At 59.8% G+C, this 19,410-nt stretch carries 18 protein-coding genes; 14 read left to right on the plus strand and 4 right to left on the minus strand.

Going from position 1 to position 19,410, the window contains the following annotated elements; genetic code table 11:
* Window positions 1-45: 45 nt before the first annotated feature.
* Window positions 46-1,200, minus strand: coding sequence for a Do family serine endopeptidase (locus AC07TV_RS04575; protein ID WP_494647215.1), 1,155 nt, complete (start codon window positions 1,198-1,200; stop codon window positions 46-48).
* 13 nt (window positions 1,201-1,213) lie between these two features.
* Here AC07TV_RS04575 and AC07TV_RS04580 point away from each other — a divergent pair, with 13 nt between their 5' ends.
* On the plus strand, window positions 1,214-1,960 hold the full coding sequence (locus AC07TV_RS04580) for a Nif3-like dinuclear metal center hexameric protein (protein ID WP_494647216.1): 747 nt from the start codon (window positions 1,214-1,216) through the stop codon (window positions 1,958-1,960).
* A 134-nt stretch (window positions 1,961-2,094) separates the two neighbouring features.
* Here the strand turns inward: AC07TV_RS04580 and AC07TV_RS04585 are convergent, their stop codons facing one another.
* Window positions 2,095-3,081 (minus strand): type IV pilus assembly protein FimV, encoded by a 987-nt coding sequence (locus AC07TV_RS04585; protein ID WP_494647217.1) that lies wholly within the window; start codon window positions 3,079-3,081, stop codon window positions 2,095-2,097.
* A gap of 153 nt (window positions 3,082-3,234) precedes the next feature.
* Between AC07TV_RS04585 and AC07TV_RS04590 the strand changes: the two genes are divergently transcribed.
* Complete coding sequence (locus tag AC07TV_RS04590) at window positions 3,235-3,936, plus strand: fumarylacetoacetate hydrolase family protein (RefSeq protein ID WP_494647218.1); 702 nt, start codon at window positions 3,235-3,237, stop codon at window positions 3,934-3,936.
* 40 nt (window positions 3,937-3,976) lie between these two features.
* On the opposite strand, the gene paaK is transcribed toward AC07TV_RS04590, so the two are convergent.
* Window positions 3,977-5,272, minus strand: coding sequence for a phenylacetate--CoA ligase PaaK (paaK, locus tag AC07TV_RS04595; RefSeq protein ID WP_494647219.1), 1,296 nt, complete (start codon window positions 5,270-5,272; stop codon window positions 3,977-3,979).
* A gap of 179 nt (window positions 5,273-5,451) precedes the next feature.
* Between paaK and AC07TV_RS04600 the strand changes: the two genes are divergently transcribed.
* The 12 genes from AC07TV_RS04600 to AC07TV_RS04655 all read left to right on the plus strand — a co-directional run bounded on the left by AC07TV_RS04600 (window position 5,452) and on the right by AC07TV_RS04655 (window position 17,847).
* Window positions 5,452-6,792 (plus strand): MATE family efflux transporter, encoded by a 1,341-nt coding sequence (locus AC07TV_RS04600; RefSeq protein ID WP_494647220.1) that lies wholly within the window; start codon window positions 5,452-5,454, stop codon window positions 6,790-6,792.
* 136 nt (window positions 6,793-6,928) lie between these two features.
* Window positions 6,929-8,089: an ADP-forming succinate--CoA ligase subunit beta gene (gene sucC, locus AC07TV_RS04605; RefSeq protein WP_494647221.1), complete on the plus strand. Its 1,161-nt coding sequence runs from the start codon at window positions 6,929-6,931 to the stop codon at window positions 8,087-8,089.
* Window positions 8,090-8,100: 11 nt separating this feature from the next.
* On the plus strand, window positions 8,101-8,994 hold the full coding sequence (gene sucD, locus AC07TV_RS04610; RefSeq protein WP_494647222.1) for a succinate--CoA ligase subunit alpha: 894 nt from the start codon (window positions 8,101-8,103) through the stop codon (window positions 8,992-8,994).
* A gap of 63 nt (window positions 8,995-9,057) precedes the next feature.
* Window positions 9,058-9,759 carry a TerC family protein gene (locus AC07TV_RS04615; RefSeq protein ID WP_494647223.1) on the plus strand — a complete coding sequence of 234 codons (702 nt, stop codon included), beginning with the start codon at window positions 9,058-9,060 and terminating at the stop codon, window positions 9,757-9,759.
* Between the two features lie 9 nt (window positions 9,760-9,768).
* Window positions 9,769-10,725 carry an ornithine cyclodeaminase family protein gene (locus AC07TV_RS04620; RefSeq protein WP_494647224.1) on the plus strand — a complete coding sequence of 319 codons (957 nt, stop codon included), beginning with the start codon at window positions 9,769-9,771 and terminating at the stop codon, window positions 10,723-10,725.
* Between the two features lie 202 nt (window positions 10,726-10,927).
* Window positions 10,928-11,749 (plus strand): Stp1/IreP family PP2C-type Ser/Thr phosphatase, encoded by an 822-nt coding sequence (locus AC07TV_RS04625; protein ID WP_494647225.1) that lies wholly within the window; start codon window positions 10,928-10,930, stop codon window positions 11,747-11,749.
* Between the two features lie 15 nt (window positions 11,750-11,764).
* Window positions 11,765-12,469 (plus strand): FHA domain-containing protein, encoded by a 705-nt coding sequence (locus AC07TV_RS04630; protein ID WP_494647226.1) that lies wholly within the window; start codon window positions 11,765-11,767, stop codon window positions 12,467-12,469.
* A gap of 119 nt (window positions 12,470-12,588) precedes the next feature.
* Complete coding sequence (locus tag AC07TV_RS04635) at window positions 12,589-13,356, plus strand: 3',5'-cyclic-nucleotide phosphodiesterase (RefSeq protein WP_494647227.1); 768 nt, start codon at window positions 12,589-12,591, stop codon at window positions 13,354-13,356.
* A 15-nt stretch (window positions 13,357-13,371) separates the two neighbouring features.
* Window positions 13,372-14,958 carry an HD domain-containing phosphohydrolase gene (locus tag AC07TV_RS04640; RefSeq protein WP_494647228.1) on the plus strand — a complete coding sequence of 529 codons (1,587 nt, stop codon included), beginning with the start codon at window positions 13,372-13,374 and terminating at the stop codon, window positions 14,956-14,958.
* Window positions 14,959-15,245: 287 nt separating this feature from the next.
* On the plus strand, window positions 15,246-15,605 hold the full coding sequence (locus tag AC07TV_RS04645; protein ID WP_494647229.1) for a pilin: 360 nt from the start codon (window positions 15,246-15,248) through the stop codon (window positions 15,603-15,605).
* A 327-nt stretch (window positions 15,606-15,932) separates the two neighbouring features.
* Window positions 15,933-16,292 (plus strand): pilin, encoded by a 360-nt coding sequence (locus tag AC07TV_RS04650; RefSeq protein ID WP_494647230.1) that lies wholly within the window; start codon window positions 15,933-15,935, stop codon window positions 16,290-16,292.
* Between the two features lie 151 nt (window positions 16,293-16,443).
* Entirely contained in the window at window positions 16,444-17,847 is a 1,404-nt protein-coding gene (locus tag AC07TV_RS04655; RefSeq protein ID WP_494647231.1) for an O-antigen ligase family protein, read from the plus strand.
* Between the two features lie 92 nt (window positions 17,848-17,939).
* Here AC07TV_RS04655 and AC07TV_RS04660 read toward each other — a convergent pair whose 3' ends face one another.
* Complete coding sequence (locus AC07TV_RS04660; RefSeq protein ID WP_494647232.1) at window positions 17,940-19,409, minus strand: CYTH and CHAD domain-containing protein; 1,470 nt, start codon at window positions 19,407-19,409, stop codon at window positions 17,940-17,942.
* Window position 19,410: the final 1 nt, after the last annotated feature.

The raw sequence follows: 19,410 nt of genomic DNA on the forward strand, positions 1-19,410 counted from the left end.
TGGGCATTGGATGGCGTGGCTCTTCCCGAGCAGCTGGCACATGGCTTACTCTTTTTCGGCGCGCATGGCCGGGCGTTTGCCGATCTTGACCTGGACTTCAACGATGGTCTTGTCGCGGCGCAGGCGGAATGGCGAGCGGTCGTCCGGGGTCAGGGCGGCAATCAGGTCGAGCATGACCTGCGGATCCTTGACCGCCTTGCCGCCAACCGAGAGCAGGACGTCGCCCGGGCGGATGCCGGCTGTGTCGGCCGGGCTGCCGCGCACGACGCCAGCGATCAGGGCGCCTTCGTTGTCGGGCAGGCCGAAGGACTCGGCCAGTTCGGGGGTGATTTCCTGGGCTTCGACGCCGATCCAGCCACGCGTCACGGCGCCGGTCCGGATGATCTGCTCCATGATGCTGCGGGCGCTGGAGACCGGGATGGCGAAGCCGATGCCGAGCGAGCCGCCGGTGCGCGAGTAGATGGCGGAGTTGATGCCGACCAGGTTGCCGTTGACGTCAATCAGCGCCCCACCGGAGTTGCCGGGATTGATCGCGGCGTCGGTCTGGATGAAGTTCTCGAAGGTGTTGATGCCGAGATGTGAGCGGCCGAGGGCGGAGACGATGCCCATGGTCACCGTCTGGCCGACGCCAAAGGGATTGCCGATGGCGAGCACGACATCGCCGACGCGCAGGTTGTCGAGCTGGCCGAAGGTGATGGCCGGCAATTTGTCGGCCTTGATCTGCAGGATGGCAAGATCGGATTCCGGGTCGCTGCCGACGATCTTGGCCTTGTAGGTTTTGCTGTCGTTGAGCGCGACCTGGATGTCGTCGGCGCCGTCGATGACGTGGTAATTGGTCAGGATGTAGCCATTTGGGCTGACGATGACACCGGAGCCGAGGCCGGAGTTGCGCTGCGGCTGACCTTCCGGGCGCTCGCCGAAAAAGTGGCGAAAAATCGGGTCGTCGAACAGCGGGTGACGTTGCTGTTTGATTTCCTGGGTCGTGTAGATGTGGACAACAGAAGGCAGCGCGGCGCGAGCAGCTTCGCGATACGAGCCGGTCGGCGCAACTTTGTCGTCGTCACTGCTGGTCGGCGCTTCCTGCACTGCCAGGACCGCTTGGCGCTGTGGCAACCACTCCGGTTTGAGCGTGGTGACGACGAACAGAATGGCCAGCGCAACGGTGACCGTTTGTGCAAAAATCAGCCACAACCTCTGCATGGAAATTGTCTCGATGAAACGTGAAGAATTGTTGGAGTATCTGGACGGGCTGTTGATGCCCGGAAAGTTCCGGGATTATTGCCCAAACGGCCTGCAAGTGGAAGGCAGATCCGAGATCAGCCGTATTGTGAGCGGCGTCACGGCCAGCCAGGCGCTGCTCGATGCTGCGGTTGAGCGCGATGCCGATGCCATTGTGGTGCACCACGGATATTTCTGGAAAGGCGAGGATGGCCGGGTCACCGGTATCCGGCGCAAGCGCCTGGCGACGTTGCTTGCCAATGACATTAACCTGCTGGCTTACCACTTGCCGCTTGATGCCCACCCGGAGCTCGGCAATAACGCCCAGTTGGCGAGCCGGCTCGGCTGGATCCCGGATGGTCGTTTTGGCGAGCAGGATATCGCCTGGCTGGGAACGCTGGCCGAGCCTTGCGACTTGACTACGCTGGCGGTGAAAGTGGCGGCAGGTCTCGGGCGTGAGCCGATGGTCATCGGCGATGGCGCACGAACTATTCGGCGGATCGGCTGGTGCTCAGGTGGAGCGCAGGGGTATTTCGAGCAGGCCATCGCGCTGGGTGTCGATGCCTTCATGTCCGGCGAAATTTCGGAACAAACCGTCCATCTGGCCCGCGAGAGCGGCGTGGCCTATCTGGCGGCTGGGCATCATGCCACCGAGCGTTATGGGGTGCAGGCGCTGGCCGGGCATCTGGCTCAACAGTTTGGCATCAGCTGCGAATTCGTTGATGTGGATAACCCGGTCTAGGCGGTTTCGGGTTTTGCCGGAAATGCGGCAAAACCCGATTTCAAATTTGGCCAAAAATTCTGGTTGACCGTGGCAATGACGGCTGGCGGCGTTGGACGAGAAAGCGCGACCGGCTCACCCTGGCTTCTACCCGGTCAAGCCGCTGCCGGCCGGCGTGGTTTGGCGATGCGCGGCGGAACGGGATTGAAGCTGCGTGCTTTGTCGTGCCGGCGGCTGACCAGATGGGCGACGCCGGCTGAGACACTGCCGCCGAGCAGAAGGCCGATCAGCAGTTCGAGCCAGCCGTCGCGGCTGGCTGTGCTACGGGGCGGAGCTTGCGGCGTGGCGGCCTCGACACTGGGCAGGATGCCGGGCGTTGCCTGTTGTGCCTGCATGTCCTGCAATTTTTCCCGCACGGCACGCGATTCGGCGCTCAGGGCCACGGCGGTATTCAGTTTGTCCACTTCCTGATTGAGCAGATGCAGCGTCGTCTCCATCTTGAGCAGGCGTTCGTCGAGCTCATTGACGGGGGCAAGTGGATCGCCGGCGCTCGGTGGCGGCAGATCGTCGAGAGCGGCGCCGAGGACAATCCGGTCCTTGCTGCTGGCCATGCCGGCCAGCGTGTCGCGCGGCAGCGGTTTCTTGGGTTTCGCTGCGGCACGTTCCCGGCGAGGCTGGGTGGCGGACTGGTCTGGCGACGCGCTGTCGGTCGTTGCGTTGTCGCTGAAACGTTCGGCCCGGGCGCGACGGGGCCGGACTTCGCGTGGCAAAGGGGCCGCAACCTCGACCGGCGGCTCGCTGTCGCCGACCGAGGCTGGCGGAGCCGGCAGCAGCACATATTCGCGTTGCACATCCAGACCGCAGCCGGCGCGCAGGCTGATGACGACGATCGGCTCGTCGATGGCCTTGCCGCCGGTGAGGATCAGTCGGTAATCCTGGCCAATGCGCACGAGGCGTGTCCGGGCGCCGGTGACGACAGGAAAATCGGCGCCGGGAACGGGGCCGAGGGTGAAGCAGGCGGCATCAAGGGATTCGCCGCCGGAGATGATCGGGATGTCGGCGCGTAGAGCCTCGCCGATGCGCGAATGAAGGTTGATTTCGCCGAGTCCGACGGCGCTCGCCGCGCCCGAGATAATTGCCATGCTAAGCAGTCCGTGGCGCAGCAGTCGTGAAACGATCATCCGGCGTTCTATGTCAATTGGTTTTCGGGTGGCGAAACTTTATCACCGGGCTGGCCGGGGGCGGGTGAAATGTTGCACACTTTCAGCCCTGATCACCGACCGTGGAGCTTTCCCATGAACCTCGCCTTCCCGCCGCATCCATTCGCCACCTTGCCGATTGCCGGGAGTGAGCAGCGCTTTCCAGTCCGCCGGATATTTTGCGTCGGCCGCAACTATGCCGACCACGCGCGCGAGATGGGGGCGATCGATCAGGCCGAGGGGCGCGAGCCGCCGTTTTTCTTTACCAAGCCGGGCGACGCGGTGCTTGGTGGCGAGGGCGAAATCAGCGTCGCCTATCCACAACTGACCAACAACCTCCATCACGAAGTCGAAATGGTCGTCGCCCTCGGCGCGGGCGGGGCGAATGTTGCGGTCGACGCGGCAAATGGCCTGATTTTCGGCTACGCCGTCGGCCTCGATCTGACGCGCCGCGACATGCAGGCGAAGGCCAAGGAAAAGAGCCATCCGTGGGACATGAGCAAGGGTTTCGACCAGTCGGCGGTAGCCGGGGCGATTTGCCCGGCAGCGCTCAGCGGGCATCCCGCCACCGGCCGCATCTGGCTGACGGTAAATGGCCAGGTGCGCCAGGAGGGCGATTTGTCGGCCATGATGTGGAAGGTCGCCGAAATCATTGCCAACCTGTCGACGCTGGTTCGCCTGGAAGCCGGCGACCTGATCTATACGGGAACGCCGGCCGGGGTTGGTCCGCTGGTGCGCGGTGACGTGCTGGAAGGCGGCGTCGATGGGGTCGGCACGTTGCGCGCCCGGATCGTTTGAGGCATGAGTCCCCGCCCTGGCGGGGATTCGGTGGTCGTCCTTACTTCGGCCGTTTGTCGATAACCCGTCTGGCCTTGCCGATCGAACGCTCGACACCGCCTTCTTCGACGATGTCGATCTTGGCCGAAATGCCGATGTAGGACTTGATGTGGTGCTGCAGGTCGTGCGCCACGAATTCCTTTTCCGGCCCGCTGGCAAACTGGAACTCGCGCTTCAGCTCGACATTGACCTTCATCGAATCGAGGTGGCCGTCGCGGCTGACTTCGATGACGTAATGCGGCGACAGTTTCGGCTGCTTGAGGATCAGCTCCTCGATCTGCGACGGGAAGACATTGACGCCGCGGATGATCAGCATGTCGTCCGAGCGGCCGGTGATCTTGCCGATCCGGCGCATCGAGCGCGAGGTCGGGGCGAGCAGACGGGTCAGGTCGCGCGTCCGGTAGCGGATGACCGGCATCGCTTCCTTGGTCAGCGAGGTGAACACCAGTTCGCCCTGGCTGCCTTCGGGCAGCACTTCGCCGGTGATCGGGTCGATGATTTCCGGGTAGAAATGGTCTTCCCAGATGACCGGACCATCCTTGCTTTCGGCGCATTCGTTGGCGACGCCCGGGCCGATCACTTCCGACAGGCCATAGATGTCGATGGCGTCGATGTCGAAGGCGTTCTCGATCTCGCCGCGCATCGCGTCGGTCCACGGCTCGGCCCCGTGGATGCCGATGCGCAACGCGGTGCTGCGCGGGTCGATGCCCTGACGACGGAATTCGTCGGCGATGTTGAGCATGTACGACGGCGTGACCATGATGATGTTCGGCTTGAAGTCGCAGATCAGCTGGACCTGCTTTTCGGTCTGCCCGCCGGACATCGGAATCACTGTACAGCCCAGCTTCTCGGCACCGTAATGGGCACCCAGACCGCCGGTGAACAGGCCGTAGCCGTAGGCGACATGGACGATGTCGCCGGGCCGGCCACCCGATGCGTAGATCGAACGGGCGATCAGGTCGGCCCAGGTGGCGATGTCGTTCTGCGTGTAGCCGACGACGGTCGGCTTGCCGGTCGTGCCACTTGAGGCGTGAATGCGCGCTACCTTCTCGCGCGGCACGGCGAACATGTTGTACGGGTAGTTGTCGCGCAGATCCTGCTTGGTGGTAAACGGAAACTTGGCAAGATCGGCCAGCGATTTCAGGTCGTCCGGATGGACGCCGGCCGCGTCGAACTTGGCTTTGTAATACGGTACGTTGTGGTAAACGTGGTTCAGCGTCCACTTCAGGCGCTCGGTTTGCAGGGCGACGATTTCGTCGCGGCTGGCGTTCTCTATGGCGTGCAGGCCCAGGCTCATTGTTCTCTCCCTCCGGAACCGCAAATTCTGAAGCGGCAGCCGGGGAGGGCGGTTGAGGCAGATCAACTACGCCCGATTTTAATTTTGGCCCTTTTTTACGGTAGACCGTAGCAAGCCCGGTTGACCGTGGAAACCTGCAGGCGGGGCCGGTTGGCCGCGTTATGCGACAATCCTGCCCCATGTTTCGTGCCGCCGCGCGTGGCCTGATTGGCCACGCCCTCCCCATCCTGATCGCCCAGTTGTCCTCCATCGGCATGATGGTGGTCGACACCGCCGTGCTTGGCCATGTCAGCTCGCTCGATCTGGCCGCCGTGGCGATTGGCGGCGGCATCCACGTTTCGGTCGTTTTTGCGCTGGTCGGCATTCTGCAAGCGGTGTCGCCGGTCGTCGCCCATCTGCACGGCGCCGGGCGCGATGACGAAGTGGCCGGCGTTCTCCAGCAAGGTTTCTGGCTGGCCATGCTGCTTGCCGTGCCGGGCATTCTGTTCCTGACCCATCCCGGCGCCGTGCTTGGCATGGCCGACATGGATGCGGCGGTTGACGCCAAGGTTCGTCAATATCTCACCCTGCTCGCCTGGGGCTTGCCGGCTTCCTTGTTCTACCGGACGTTCTGGGCTTTCTGCAATGCGCTGGGCAAACCGCGGGTGCTCATGGGCATCGGCCTGTTGAGCCTGGCCTTGCACGCCTTGCTGGCTTGGGGCTTCGCCCTGCAAGGCTGGCTCGGCGCACCACTCGGCGTCGCCGGTTGTGCATTGTCCAATATCCTGATCGGCTGGCTGGCCTGTGTCAGCGCCGCCGCCTATCTCGCCTTCGGGCCACTCGGCCGGCGTTATCGGCCATTCTCCAACTGGCAAGCGCCGCACTGGGCCACCTGGCGCGACCTGCTGCGCATAGGCGTCCCGATGGGTTTGTCCAACCTGGTCGAAATCACCTCGTTCACACTGATCGCCCTGTTCGTCGCCTCGCTCGGGGCGACAGTGGTCGCTGGCCATCGCATCGTTGCCAACCTGTCGGCCCTGATCTACATGATGCCGCTGTCGCTCGGCATCGCTACCATGGCCGCCGTCGGTCAGGCGGTGGGCGCGCACGACGCGGCGCGGGCACGGGCGACCATCCGCGCCGGGCTGATCCTGGCCGGCGCCTCGTCTTCCGTTGTCGGATTTTTGCTCTGGCTCACCGCCAAGCCGCTGGTCGCCGCTTATACCGATGATCCTGCCGTGCGCGCCGTGGCCATGAGCCTGATCATCTATGTCGCCATCTATCAGTTCTTCGACGCGCTGCAGACCATAGCCGGCCACGTTTTGCGGGCCTACCGGGTGACTTTCGTGCCGATGCTGGTGCAGATTTTCTGCTTCTGGGGCATCGGTCTGCTCGGTGGCGCCTGGCTCTGTTACCGAGGGGCAACGCCCCTTGGCGTCGCCGGTTTCTGGCTGGGTGCCGCGCTCAGTCTGCTACTCGCTGCAGCGATGCTGCTGCCCTTGTTGCGCAAGGTGGTTGTGGCTACGGAATCAATGCCGTAATTATGAATTTCGGCCTGCAAAGTTTTTGGGGCTATGTGGTAAGATTTTGAGTTCAAGCCGGTATAACCGGGTGGGGTCGGGGGAAGTTTCGGCCACTGCTCATTGCTCGCAACTCAACTAAACGCAAGGAAAGCGCATGAAAATTCACGAATATCAGGGCAAACAACTCCTGAAAAAATTCGGCGTTACGGTTCCGCGCGGGATTCACTGCACGACCGTCGAAGACGCAGTCAAGGCAGCTGAAACCCTGGGCGGCAAGGTCTGGGTCGTCAAAGCCCAGATTCACGCCGGTGGCCGTGGCAAGGGCGGTGGCGTCAAGGTCGCAACTTCGCTGGAAAAAGTGCGCGAGTACGCCGGCCAGATTCTCGGCATGCAGCTGATCACGCACCAGACCGGTCCGGAAGGCCAGAAGGTTCGTCACCTGCTGATCGAAGAAGGTGCTGACATCCAGCACGAGTACTACGTTGCCGCGCTGACTGATCGCGCCACGCAGTCCGTCGCCATCATGGCCTCCTACGAAGGCGGCATGGATATCGAAGAAGTTGCCCACAAAACCCCGGAAAAGATCGTCAAGGTTTTCGTCAACCCGCTGGTCGGCCTGACCGACGAGCAGGGCATGTTCCTGGCCAAGGGTATGGGCATGCAGGAAGCCTCGATTCCGCAGTGTATCGACACGCTCAAGAAGCTCTACACCTGCTACATGGAAACGGATGCTTCGCTGGCTGAAATCAATCCGCTGATCCACGAAGGTGACGGCACCGTCAAGGCCATCGACGCCAAGTTCAACTTCGACTCCAATGCGCTGTATCGTCAGCCGGAAATCGTCGCCATGCGCGACCTGGACGAAGAAGATCCGGACGAAGTCGAAGCCTCCCAGTTTGATCTGGCCTATATCTCGCTCGACGGCAACATCGGCTGCCTGGTGAACGGTGCCGGTCTGGCCATGGCCACCATGGACACCATCAAGCTGTTCGGCGCCGAGCCGGCCAACTTCCTCGACGTCGGCGGTGGCGCCACGACCGAGAAGGTGACTGAAGCCTTCAAGATCATGCTCAAGAACCCGAAGGTCAAGGGCATCCTGGTCAACATCTTCGGCGGCATCATGAAGTGCGACACGATTGCCGAAGGTGTTGTTGCTGCAGCCAAGCTGACCCACCTGAGCGTGCCGCTCGTTGTGCGCATGAAGGGCACCAACGAAGATTTGGGCAAGAAGATCCTCAAGGATTCCGGTCTGCCGATCATTTCTGCCGATTCCATGGCCGAAGCCGCCACCAAGATCGTTGCTGCGGTCAAGTAAGGAGCTATTGAATGTCCATTTTCATCAATAAGAACACCCGCATCATCACCCAGGGCATCACCGGCAAGACCGGCCAGTTCCATACGGAAAAGTGCCAGGAATACGCAAACGGCAAGGAATGTTTCGTTGCCGGCGTGAACCCGAAGAAGGCTGGCGAAAGCATCTTCAATATTCCTATCTTCGGTTCCGTCAAGGAAGCTGCGGCCGAAACCGGCGCCACCGTTTCCGTCATCTACGTGCCGCCCCCGGGTGCTGCCGCTGCGATCTGGGAAGCCGTTGAAGCCGACCTCGATCTGGCCATCTGTATCACCGAAGGCATCCCTGTTCGCGACATGCTCATCCTGCGCAACAAGATGAAGGCCAAGGAAGCTGCCGGCGGCAAGAAGACCCTGCTGCTCGGCCCGAACTGCCCTGGCCTGATCACCCCGGACGAAGTGAAGATCGGCATCATGCCGGGTCACATCCACCGCAAGGGTCGCATCGGCGTCGTTTCCCGTTCCGGCACCCTGACCTACGAAGCCGTTGGCCAGCTGACCGAAATCGGTCTCGGCCAATCGTCTGCCGTCGGTATCGGTGGTGACCCGATCAACGGTCTGAAGCACATCGACGTCATGAAGGCTTTCAACGACGATCCGGAAACCGACGCGGTCATCATGATCGGCGAAATCGGTGGTCCCGACGAAGCCGAAGCCGCCATGTGGTGCAAGGAAAACATGAAGAAGCCGATCGTTGGCTTCATCGCTGGTGTCACCGCCCCGGCCGGCAAGCGCATGGGTCACGCTGGTGCGTTGATCTCCGGCGGTGCAGACACGGCTGATGCCAAGCTGGAAATCATGGAAGCCTGTGGTTTCACCGTGACGCGCAACCCGTCCGAAATGGCCAAGCTGCTCAAGGCCTTGCTGTAAAATTCGAGCCTAGCTCAACCAAAAAGGCGGGCCGCGTGTCCGCCTTTTTTTCGCCTGGTTTTTATGGAACTTGATTTAACTTCTGCCGTTTTTTGGGTTGCCGTCGGCCAGATCATCCTGATCGATATCGTGCTCTCCGGCGACAACGCCGTGGTCATTGCGCTGGCCTGCCGCAATCTTTCCCCCGAACAGCGCCGCACCGGAATTTTCTGGGGTGTTGCCGGCGCCGTCAGCTTGCGCGTCGTGCTGACTGTGTTTGCCGCGCTGGTCATGAACCTGCCGTGGCTCAAGCTCGTTGGTGGCCTGCTGCTGGTATGGATTGCCGTCAAGCTCATGCTGCCGGAGGATGAGGAGGGGCATGATATCGAGTCTTCGGCGAATCTTTGGGGGGCGGTGAAAACCATCGTCGTCGCCGATTTCGTGATGAGCCTGGACAACGTGATTGCCGTTGCCGGCGCCGCCCACGGCAGTCTGGCGCTGCTGCTTTTCGGGCTGGCGGTCAGCATCCCGCTGATCGTCTGGTCGAGCCAACTGATCCTGCACTGGATGGAGCGTTATCCGTCCATCGTCCTGTTTGGCGCTGCTTTGCTCGGCTACGTTGCCGGGCAAATGATTTTTTCCGATCCCGGCGTCACGGCTGTTCTGCCGCAGTTGCCGGATTGGTCGGCCAAGGTGGCCGGAATCGTCGGCGCGCTACTGGTTGTTATCGTCGGCCGCTGGCTGGAAAAACGGATTCTCGCCCGGCAGGACGTCACCATCGTTTAGGGGAAAATCGTGGCCTTGTTTCTTTCGGAAAATGACGTAAAAAACCTGTTGACCGTGGAAATGGCGCTCGAAGCCGTCGAGTCGGCGCATCGCGACCTGGCCAATGGCCTAGCCATCGATACCCCGCGGGCACGCAGCCGTCTGCCGCAGACAGTGCTGCATATTCTGCAGGGGGCCCTCCCGGCGCAGGGCGTGATCGGCTACAAGGCCTATACCAGCAACAAGAGCGGCAACCGTTTTCTGGTCCATCTGTTTGATGCCGCGACCGGGCGGCTCAAGGCGGTCATCGAGGCCGACTATCTGGGCATGATCCGCACAGGGGCAGCGAGCGGCGTCGCGGCACGCTGGCTGGCCCGGCCCGACGCCAGCGTGGCTGGCGTATTCGGCGCAGGCTGGCAGGCTGAGGGCCATGTTCGGGCAATCTGTGCCGCCTTGCCGCTGGAGCGCGTCAAGGTATTCAGCCGCAAGGCCGACAAACTGCAGGATTTCTGCCGGCGCATGAGCGAAACGACAGGTGTTGCCGTCGAGCCGGCCGACAGTGCCGAAGAAACCGTGCGCGGCAGCGATATCATCGGGACAGTGACGACGGCGGCGCTGCCGCTGTTCGATGCGGCCTGGCTGGAGCACGGCGTGCACATCAACGCTGCCGGGTCCAATTCACTGATTCGACAAGAGTTGTCGGAAGCGGCGATCCGGCGCTGCGATCTGGTCACCGTTGATGCCGTGCCCACGGCCCTGGCCGAGGCCGGCGACTTGCTCCCCTTGCTGGAGAAGGGGCGCCTGCACTCGCGCCAACTGGTCGAGCTCGGTGAAGTGATCGTCGGGCGCCATGCCGGGCGGGCGTCGGCAGAGCAGATTACGCTGTTTGAGTCGCAGGGAATGGCCATCCAGGATCTGGCCGTGGCGTTGCGCGTGCTGGCGGCTGCCGAGGCCAGCGGGCTTGGCCGTCAAATGCCCATGGAATGAGGTTTGACCGAAACGCAACGGCAGGTAAGAATGGCACGGTTTTGTGCCTCCTGTTTTACGGTGGCACAGCCATCGGCGGAGGAAAAATGTTCGGGGTAGCGTGGAATTCAGCTGATATGTATCGCGGGACGCGAGCTGTTCCGCTGATGCCTTTCGCTGAAAATTCGCCGCGCCGTGCATGTCTGTTGCCAGGGTTTCCGCGATGAAACTGGCGGACGCCCTGGAAATCGTGATGCGCACCGATCCGGGCATGATCCGTTCGCATAACGAAGATGCCATCTACGCCGATGCCGGACTCGGCGTGGCCATCCTGGCCGATGGCATGGGCGGTTATAACGCTGGCGAGGTGGCCAGTGGCCTGGCAACGACCCGACTGGCCGAGGACATGGCGGGCGTCATCAATTCCCCTGCCGTTCTTGACAAGGGACTGCATGACGCAGCCCTCGTCGAAGAGCATATCGTCAATGAAGTGAAGGCGGCCAATCTGGCCATCTTCAATGCGGCCCAAAGTTGCTCCCAGTACACCGGCATGGGCACGACGCTGGTTCTGGCGTGGTTCTACGACAATCGGATGTGTGTCGCCCACGTTGGCGATTCGCGCCTGTATCGTCTGCGTGGCGACAATTTCGAGCAGTTGACGCGCGACCATTCCCTCTTACAGGAACAGCTTGATAATGGCATTATCACTGCTGAACAGGCGCGCTATGCGGAAAACCGGAATCTGGTGACCAGAGCGCTCGGGGTCGATCCCGAGGTCGAGGTTGAAGTCCACGATTACGACGTACGGTCAGGTGACATCGTGTTGCTTTGCTCCGATGGCCTGAACGACATGATCGAGGATCACGATATTGCGGTGACGCTGCAAACGCTGGGTAGCAATCTCGCTTTGGCGGCGGATCATCTGGTGCATATGACCAATGCCAACGGTGGACGGGATAATGTGTCGGTCATTTTGATCAAGGTTGTCGGCGATTTCGCATCGCCCAAGGGTTGGTGGCAGCGGCTACTGACCCGTTTGCAGTGATTTGGGGAAGGCAAGATGGCAAAACTGATCCTCTCGATGGATGGTCTGGTGCTCAAGGAAATTCAGCTCAATCAGGAGCGCCTGACCATTGGTCGCAAGCCGCAGAACGATATCCAGATCGACAATCTGGCGATCTCGGGCGAGCACGCCGTGGTCGTCACCATTCTCGCCGATTCCTTTCTTGAAGACCTGAACAGCACCAACGGAACGCTGGTCAATGGCCAGCCGATCAAGAAGCACTTCCTGCGCAACAACGACATCATCGAACTCGGCAAGTACAAACTGAAGTACATGGCCGATCTGCAGGCTGGTGCCGCCGCCAGCGATTTCGAAAAGAACGCGGCGATCCGTTCGGGTTCTCTTAAATTGCCTTCTGAACTGCAACTGGCGCCAACGGACACCATGACCCGGTCGAGTATCGGCATGGCCTCCCAACCCAAGGCACCGGTGCCGGGTATGTCCGCCGCCATACAGCTCCTCAACGGCCCGAATGCCGGCAAGGAACTTGATCTGACCAAGACGCTGACCACCCTGGGCAAGCCCGGTTTGCAGGTGGCGGTGATCGCCAAGCGGCCGCACGGTTATTTCATCACCCATGTCGAAGGGCGGCAGTTCCCCATCGTCAATGGCAAGGCGCTCGATGCGCAGGCCGTTCCGCTGGGTGACCACGATGTCATCGAGATTGCCGGCATCAAGATGGAATTCTTCCTGAAGGGCTGAAAACGGTTGTTTTTTGGCCTGCTGGCTGGGCTGCCCACGGGGTGCAGGGTTACAATCCGAGTCGGCCAGCACCCGGGTGACCCGAGGGGCGGCCCAACTTATCGGCAGGCCCAACAAGCATGAAGCTCCGCGTACTCGGCTGCAGTGGTGGCATCGGTGGCAGACACCAGAGAACCACGTCGTTTCTCGTTGACCACGACATCCTGATCGATGCCGGTACTGGCGTCGGCGAATTGTCGATAGCGGAACTGGCGGCCATCGATCACGTTTTCCTGACGCATGCCCATCTCGATCACATTGCTGCGCTACCAATGATGATCGATACCGTGGCTGATCGCCGCGGCAAGCCGCTTACCGTGTACGGCACCGAGGCGGTGCTCGACAGCCTGCACAAGCATATTTTCAACTGGGCGATCTGGCCTGACTTTTCCGAAGTTCCCTCGGCCGAGCAGCCCTTCATGCGCTATCGCAGCATCAAATTGGCAGAGACAGTTTCGCTGGCCGGGCGCCATGTTTCGGCTTTGCCGGCCAATCACACCGTGCCGGCTGTTGGCTATTGCCTCGATTCCGGTGCCGCCAGTCTGGTGTTTTCTGGCGATACCGGGCCGTGCGAAGCGTTCTGGCAGGCCGTGAATGTCATTCCCAACCTGCGTCATCTGATCATCGAGTGCGCCTTCCCCAACCGTGAGTCGCGCCTGGCAGAGATGTCCAAGCACTATTGGCCGGACGTGCTGGCGGCGGAACTGAACAAATTGACGCGCCCCTGCCAGATTCACATTTCGCATCTGAAACCAGGGCAGGTCGAGGCGACCATGGAGGAAATCAACCGCTGTCTTCAGGCGTTTTCTCCCGGCATGCTGCAAAACAACCAGATTTTCGAGTTCTGACTGAGACGCCCTTTCATGGAAACCTCGGACGACCTGTTTCGCCGCCTGGAACAGCTCAACGATATCGGTGCATCGCTGTCCAGCGAGCACAACATCAAGCTGCTGCTCGAAAAAATTGTCCTCGCCGCCAAGCAGATCACCCGGGCCGATGGCGGCACGCTCTATCTGCTGTCGGACGACAAGCGCCACTTGCATTTCGAAATCGTCCGCACCAATTCGCTCAACCTGGCCTTTGGTGGCTCCAGCGATCAGCCCACCTCGGGCAAGTTTCCCGACTTGCCGCTCTATCGCCACGATGGCTCTGCCAACGACTGCATGGTCGCCGCCTACGCAGCGATAACGGGCAAGACAGTCAATATCGCCGACGCCTACAGCGCCGAAGGATTCGATTTTTCCGGTACGCGCCAGTTCGACGCGCGCACCGGCTATCGCTCGCAGTCTTTCCTTACCGTGCCGATGAAGGATCACGAGGGCGAGATCATCGGCGTGCTGCAACTGATCAATGCCCTCAGCCCGACCGAAGGGACGGTCAGCGAATTCTCCCAGGCCGACCAGCGCCTCGCCGAATCGCTTGCCTCCCAGGCCGCCATCGCGCTCAGCAACCGGCAACTCGTTGAGCAACTCGAAGCGCTTTTTGAGTCCTTCGTCAAGCTCATCAATCTGGCCATCGACGAAAAGTCGCCCTACACCGGCGGCCACTGTCAGCGCGTGCCGGAACTGACCATGATGCTCGCCGAGGCCGCCGACGCCACCACCACGGGCCCCCTCGCCGATTTCAAACTGACCGACAAGGATCGCTACGAACTGCGCATCGCCGCACTGCTCCATGATTGCGGTAAGGTCACGACGCCGGTGCACATCGTGGACAAGGCGACCAAACTGCAAACCATTTACGACCGCATCCATCTCATCGACACGCGTTTTGAGGTCGTCAGGCGCGATGCCGAGATCCGTAAATGGAAAAGCATCGCCGAAGGCATGGCACCGGCCGAGGCCGAGCGAATCTGTTTTGAATTTTGCCAAAAAATTCCGGTTGACCGTGGAATCCTGCATCGCGCCAATATCGGCTGCGAAAAGATGGCCGACGAAGACATCGCGCAGGTCCGGCGAATCGCCACCGAATATCGCTGGCGCAACGCCGACGGCGAGGAAGTCCCATTCCTCAGCGACGACGAACTCGAGAACCTGACCATCCGTTCCGGTACGCTGACTCGCGCCGAGCGCGACATCATCAACCACCACATCGTCGCCACCATCAAGATGCTCGAACAATTACCGTGGCCGCGACACCTCAAAAACGTCCCCGAATACGCCGGTGGCCACCACGAACGGATGGACGGCAAAGGCTACCCCAAAGGCCTCAAGCGAGAAAACATGAGCTGGCAGGCAAGGATTATGGGCATTGCCGACATCTTCGAAGCGCTTACCGCCAAGGACCGGCCCTACAAGGAGGGTATGAGACTCTCTGAAGCCCTGACCATCCTCGAGCGATTCAGCCACAACGGCCATATCGACCCCGCGCTTCACGAAGTCTTTATTGGCAGCGAGGTGTACCGCCGATACGCCAGCGCCTTCCTGAAAACCCATCAGGTCGACTGCTGAATCTTCGCTGCGCTACTAGGCCGGTGTTGTATTTGCCATATTCCACGGCCTGAAATCGCTATGCCTGCCGCATTGCGTCCACTCAGGGTGACGCAAATTGGCATGTCTTTCTATGCGTCTGGATGCTACGTTTTTTTACAGTGGGCAAGAAAAGTCGCCAAAGCCATGAATGACAAGGGATTTACGAAAATCAGTGTGCCATTCATCCCGTTTTTCCAAAACCTGGCACGGAAACTGTTATAGGTAACTCAGCGGCTTTCCCGCCTTGTCACTAAAAGGAGATTCAAATGAAGAACGTTCAAAAAGGTTTCACCCTGATCGAACTGATGATCGTTGTCGCCATTATTGGTATTCTGGCTGCCGTTGCGCTGCCGGCGTATCGTGACTATACGCAGAATGCAGCTAACGGCGCCTGCTTGAAAGAAGCCACCGCTTACGTGGGTGCGACTGCCGGCCTTGCTGCTGACCCGAATGTCACAACCATTCCCGCGTTTGTGCCTTCTGCCTGTACGTCGGGTGCCAGTATGACTGTGACGGCTTACAATAATAACGACCCCTTGGCTTACGTAACGCCGACAAAAGGCAACGATGCGAAGAGGAAAAATCCTCAGTGTGCGGCATCTACTGGTAAATGTACGAACTCGTAATGCAAGAGGAAGGGCATTTGGCCGACTTGAGAATGGCTGAATGAAGTTCCAAAAGAAGGCGCCGCAAGGCGCTTTTCTTTTGAGGCAGGCGCGACTCCCTATTTCCGTCACATTCTGCCCCTCTGGGGAGACGTAAATTGTCATATTCTTTGGTTTGTTGATGCCATCTGCTTTTTTGCGGTTGCCTACAAAAAGTGCCAAAGCCATGAATGACAATGGCTTTGTGAAAATTCGGATGGTATCCATACGGCTTTTCTAGCACCTGGCACAGAAACTGTTGAGAGTAACTCAGCGACTTTCCCGCCTTGGCATTAAAAGGAGATTCAAATGAAGAGCGTTCAAAAGGGTTTCACCCTGATCGAACTGATGATTGTTGTCGCCATTATCGGTATCTTGGCTGCCGTTGCGCTGCCGGCGTATCGTGACTATACTCAAAATGCAGCTAACGGCGCCTGCTTGAAAGAAGCCACCGCTTACGTCAGTGCGGCCGCCGCCCTCGCTGTTGACCCGAATGTCTCAACCATTCCCGCGTTTGTGCCTTCTGCCTGTACGTCGGGTGCCAGTATGACTGTGACGGCTTACAATAATAACGACCCCTTGGCCTACGTTACGCCGACAAAAGGCAACGATACGAAGAGGAAAAATCCTCAGTGTGCAGCATCTACTGGTAAATGTACGAACTCGTAATGCAACAGGAAGGGCGTTTGGCCGACCTGAGTGTGGCTGAATGAGGTTTCATAAGAAAAGCGCTTCAAGGCGCTTTTCTTGTTTGTGGCAGGCGCGGCTCCCGTAGTGCTTGTGGTGACTTGTGATTTTGTTTGAGGGATGAAAATACTGTATGCATAGCCGTTCCCTTGGGTTGCACCACCATCTGACATTGCTTACCACAGGGGGCGTCGCAATCCTGTTGGGTCTGATGATCTGGGTGCCTCATCCAGATTTCACTTGGCATGACCAGCAGCGGCTGGGGCAGATCGCTATCTCTGTGCTGGCATTTTCCGGAATTTTGTTGCTTCGGCCTTCCAGAGTTTTTTTTGCAAATCCTCTCTGGTTATGGCCTGCCGTGGGCGTTCTGGTGCTTGGTACATTATCTGCCTCCTTGGCCTTGCATCCTTTGTGGGCTGCATCTGAAGTTGCCTTGCTGGTGGGTAGTGCCGGCATAGGCATTTTTATTTTTTGCCTCGTGCGCGAGTTTGAAGATAGGGCGGATCTGTTTTTGGGCGCTTTCTTGCGTCTTTTGTTGGCGGGAATGGTTCTCCAGTTTTATGTCTCATTTATCGCCGCGATGGCTCATGCGGACCTTTACTTCACTCCCTGGAGCTTGCTCAACGGTTTTTCAAACATGCGTTTCCAGGGGCAGTTTCTGACCATCGTGGCGCCGTTGTTGGCGGCCAGGCTGTTTCTTCCCGAGGGAGCAAGTGTTCGTTATCCACGCGGTGTGGATATGTTCCTGATGGTCTCTGTGGCGGGGATGGTATTCGTGGCGGGCACCCGGGGAACGATAGCGGCTTGGTTGGCGGTTTCCATCGTGTTCTTGGGCTTGAAGGGGGGCGGTAGGGATGCTGCGAAGCGTATGTTGCTAGTGATGGTTGCTGGCTTCGTGCTTGCTTGGCTTGTCTTGCACACGATTACCTGGGTGACGGGTCAGGCTGCAGATTATCGCTTTGCCGGTGAGCAGGTGTTTGGTTTGTCGTTAAGGGAGATTCTCTGGAAAGATGCCTGGACCAAAGTTGTCGAGTTTCCCTGGTTGGGCATTGGGCCAATGCATTTTGCTTCGTTGAAGAATCCGGTCGCTAACCATCCGCACCAGGCCATGCTGCAGATCGCCAGCGAGTGGGGGCTACCCGTGTTTTTCATGATCATGGCTGTCGTGACGGTCTGGCTGGCCAAGGCATTTGGCGAAGTCCGATCCAGCGATGGCAAGGCGGGGGCAGAACTCAGATGGGCGCTGCTGTTTGCCGTGTTGTCGTCCATCGTCCAAAGTATGGTCGATGGTGTTCTTGTGATGCCCTATCCACAATTGTGGCTGGCGATCACGGTCGGCTGGTGTTCGGCTCACTGCCTCCCCCGTTTTCAGGGCGAGAGGAGGCACGTGCCGCGCTGGGTTCCGTTGCTGGTTTGGGGGGGAGCTAACGTGTTGCTGATTGCCGCGGCGGTCATGAGTTACCCCGATCTTGTGGGGGCGGGGGAATATTGCGGTGGCGGTGGTGGGCCGCGATTCTGGTGTAATGGTCGAATTTAGGTCGGGTTTGGGTTTGGTTGCTGAAAAATCAATTTGCTACGGTCAACCGGGAAAAAAGGCCAAAATCAAAAACCTTGAAGCCTGGAGATAGGTCAGCCTCTCGGTGCCCTTTGCGCCAGCCAGGTTTGCAGCACTTCAGGCAATTCACTGACCAGCAGCGCGTGCCGGCCCGATATCCAGCCGTGAATCGGGCCTGCCGCGCGCCCATCAAGGGCTTCGGCGATCAGCGTGTTGGCGGTGATGTGGTCGTTGATCAGGCCGAGTTCGTCCTGCAGTTGTGAAAGTGCAGCCAGATAGGGACGTAGCCTTCTCTGTGGCAGTAGCGGGGCGAAGAACTCCAGCGTGTAGCGCAGCTTTTTGAAGGCGATGCGCATTTTGTGGCGTTCCTCCGGGGTCAGTTCGGCATGCCGGCTGGCCATGCGGCGGGCTTTCCGGGCGTGGCTGCGGATTTGCTGTTGGGCGAAATCCTTGATCGGCATCGGTAGCGTGTCGCTAAGCGTGTAAACGGCAGCGGTGAATTCGAGCAGGAGGCGCGGGTATTCCTTGACCGCAAGCAGGCCGATGACGGATTTTCGGGCGCTGCTGGCGCGGCGTTGCGCTGCTTTGCGCAGGCGCTTGATGTCGCTGTTTTCCGGAAAGGCTTCGGCGATGGGGGGCAGGGTTTCTTCGAGGAAAACGTCCCAGTTGCGCGTCTCGCCCAAGGCGCTGGCCAGCGTTTTCCAGGTTTGGCCGTAGGCGGCGACAAATTCGGGTGGCAGCACCGGAGCAAAGACCTTGATCGCTGAGCGCAGGCGGCGCAGTGCAACGCGGGCCTGGTGGATGAATTCTGCTTCACTGCCCAGCAACAGCCCCTTTTCGTTGCGCTGGAAGTGCTCCAGGCAGCTCAGCGCGATGCTGCGAAAGGCCTCGATGGGGGTCTGCTGCTCGTTGATCGGCACCGGTTTGCTTTTGAATGGCCGCAGCGGCTCATTGAGAAACAGGGCGTAGCCACGTTCAGCCTTACTGGCGATGGCGGGGAACAGATCAAGGTCTTTTTGAAGCTGACGGGTCAGGTTGAAGATGTCATCGACCTTGCCTGAGAGCAGTTCGAGTTCAATTTCACAGATTGGCGTCCGCTGACCACGGCTTTCGATCTGGCCGCGGTCGATGGCCAGTTCGATCAGCGATTCGCCGAATGGCACGTTCCAGACCTGACGGCGAAAATCGGTGGTGAAAATGGGTTCGAACTGATTGACGCGCTGCTCGAGATAGTCGCGGAAATCGGCGGCGTCAACATGGCTGAAGTCGAATATGCCCGGCGTGGCAGGCGCTTCCCATTCGCTGCGCATGGCCAGTCCGCCGCTCGCCGGTTCGGCTGATTTGACGGTGCACAGCCATTGCCAGCCCTTTTTGCGAAAGCGCATGGCAACACGCCGGGCGTGAAGCTCCAGTGTCGGGGTGTCGAAATAGGTGTTCAGCAAATGCAGTTTCTGCGGCTGGATGTTGGCGAGCAGCGGATGGTCCGCCAGTTTGCGTGCTGCTTTCGGGCTGAGTTGAAGCTTGAGTTCGATTTCGGTGCTCATC

This window comes from Azonexus sp. GW821-FHT04F04, assembly GCF_059420025.1.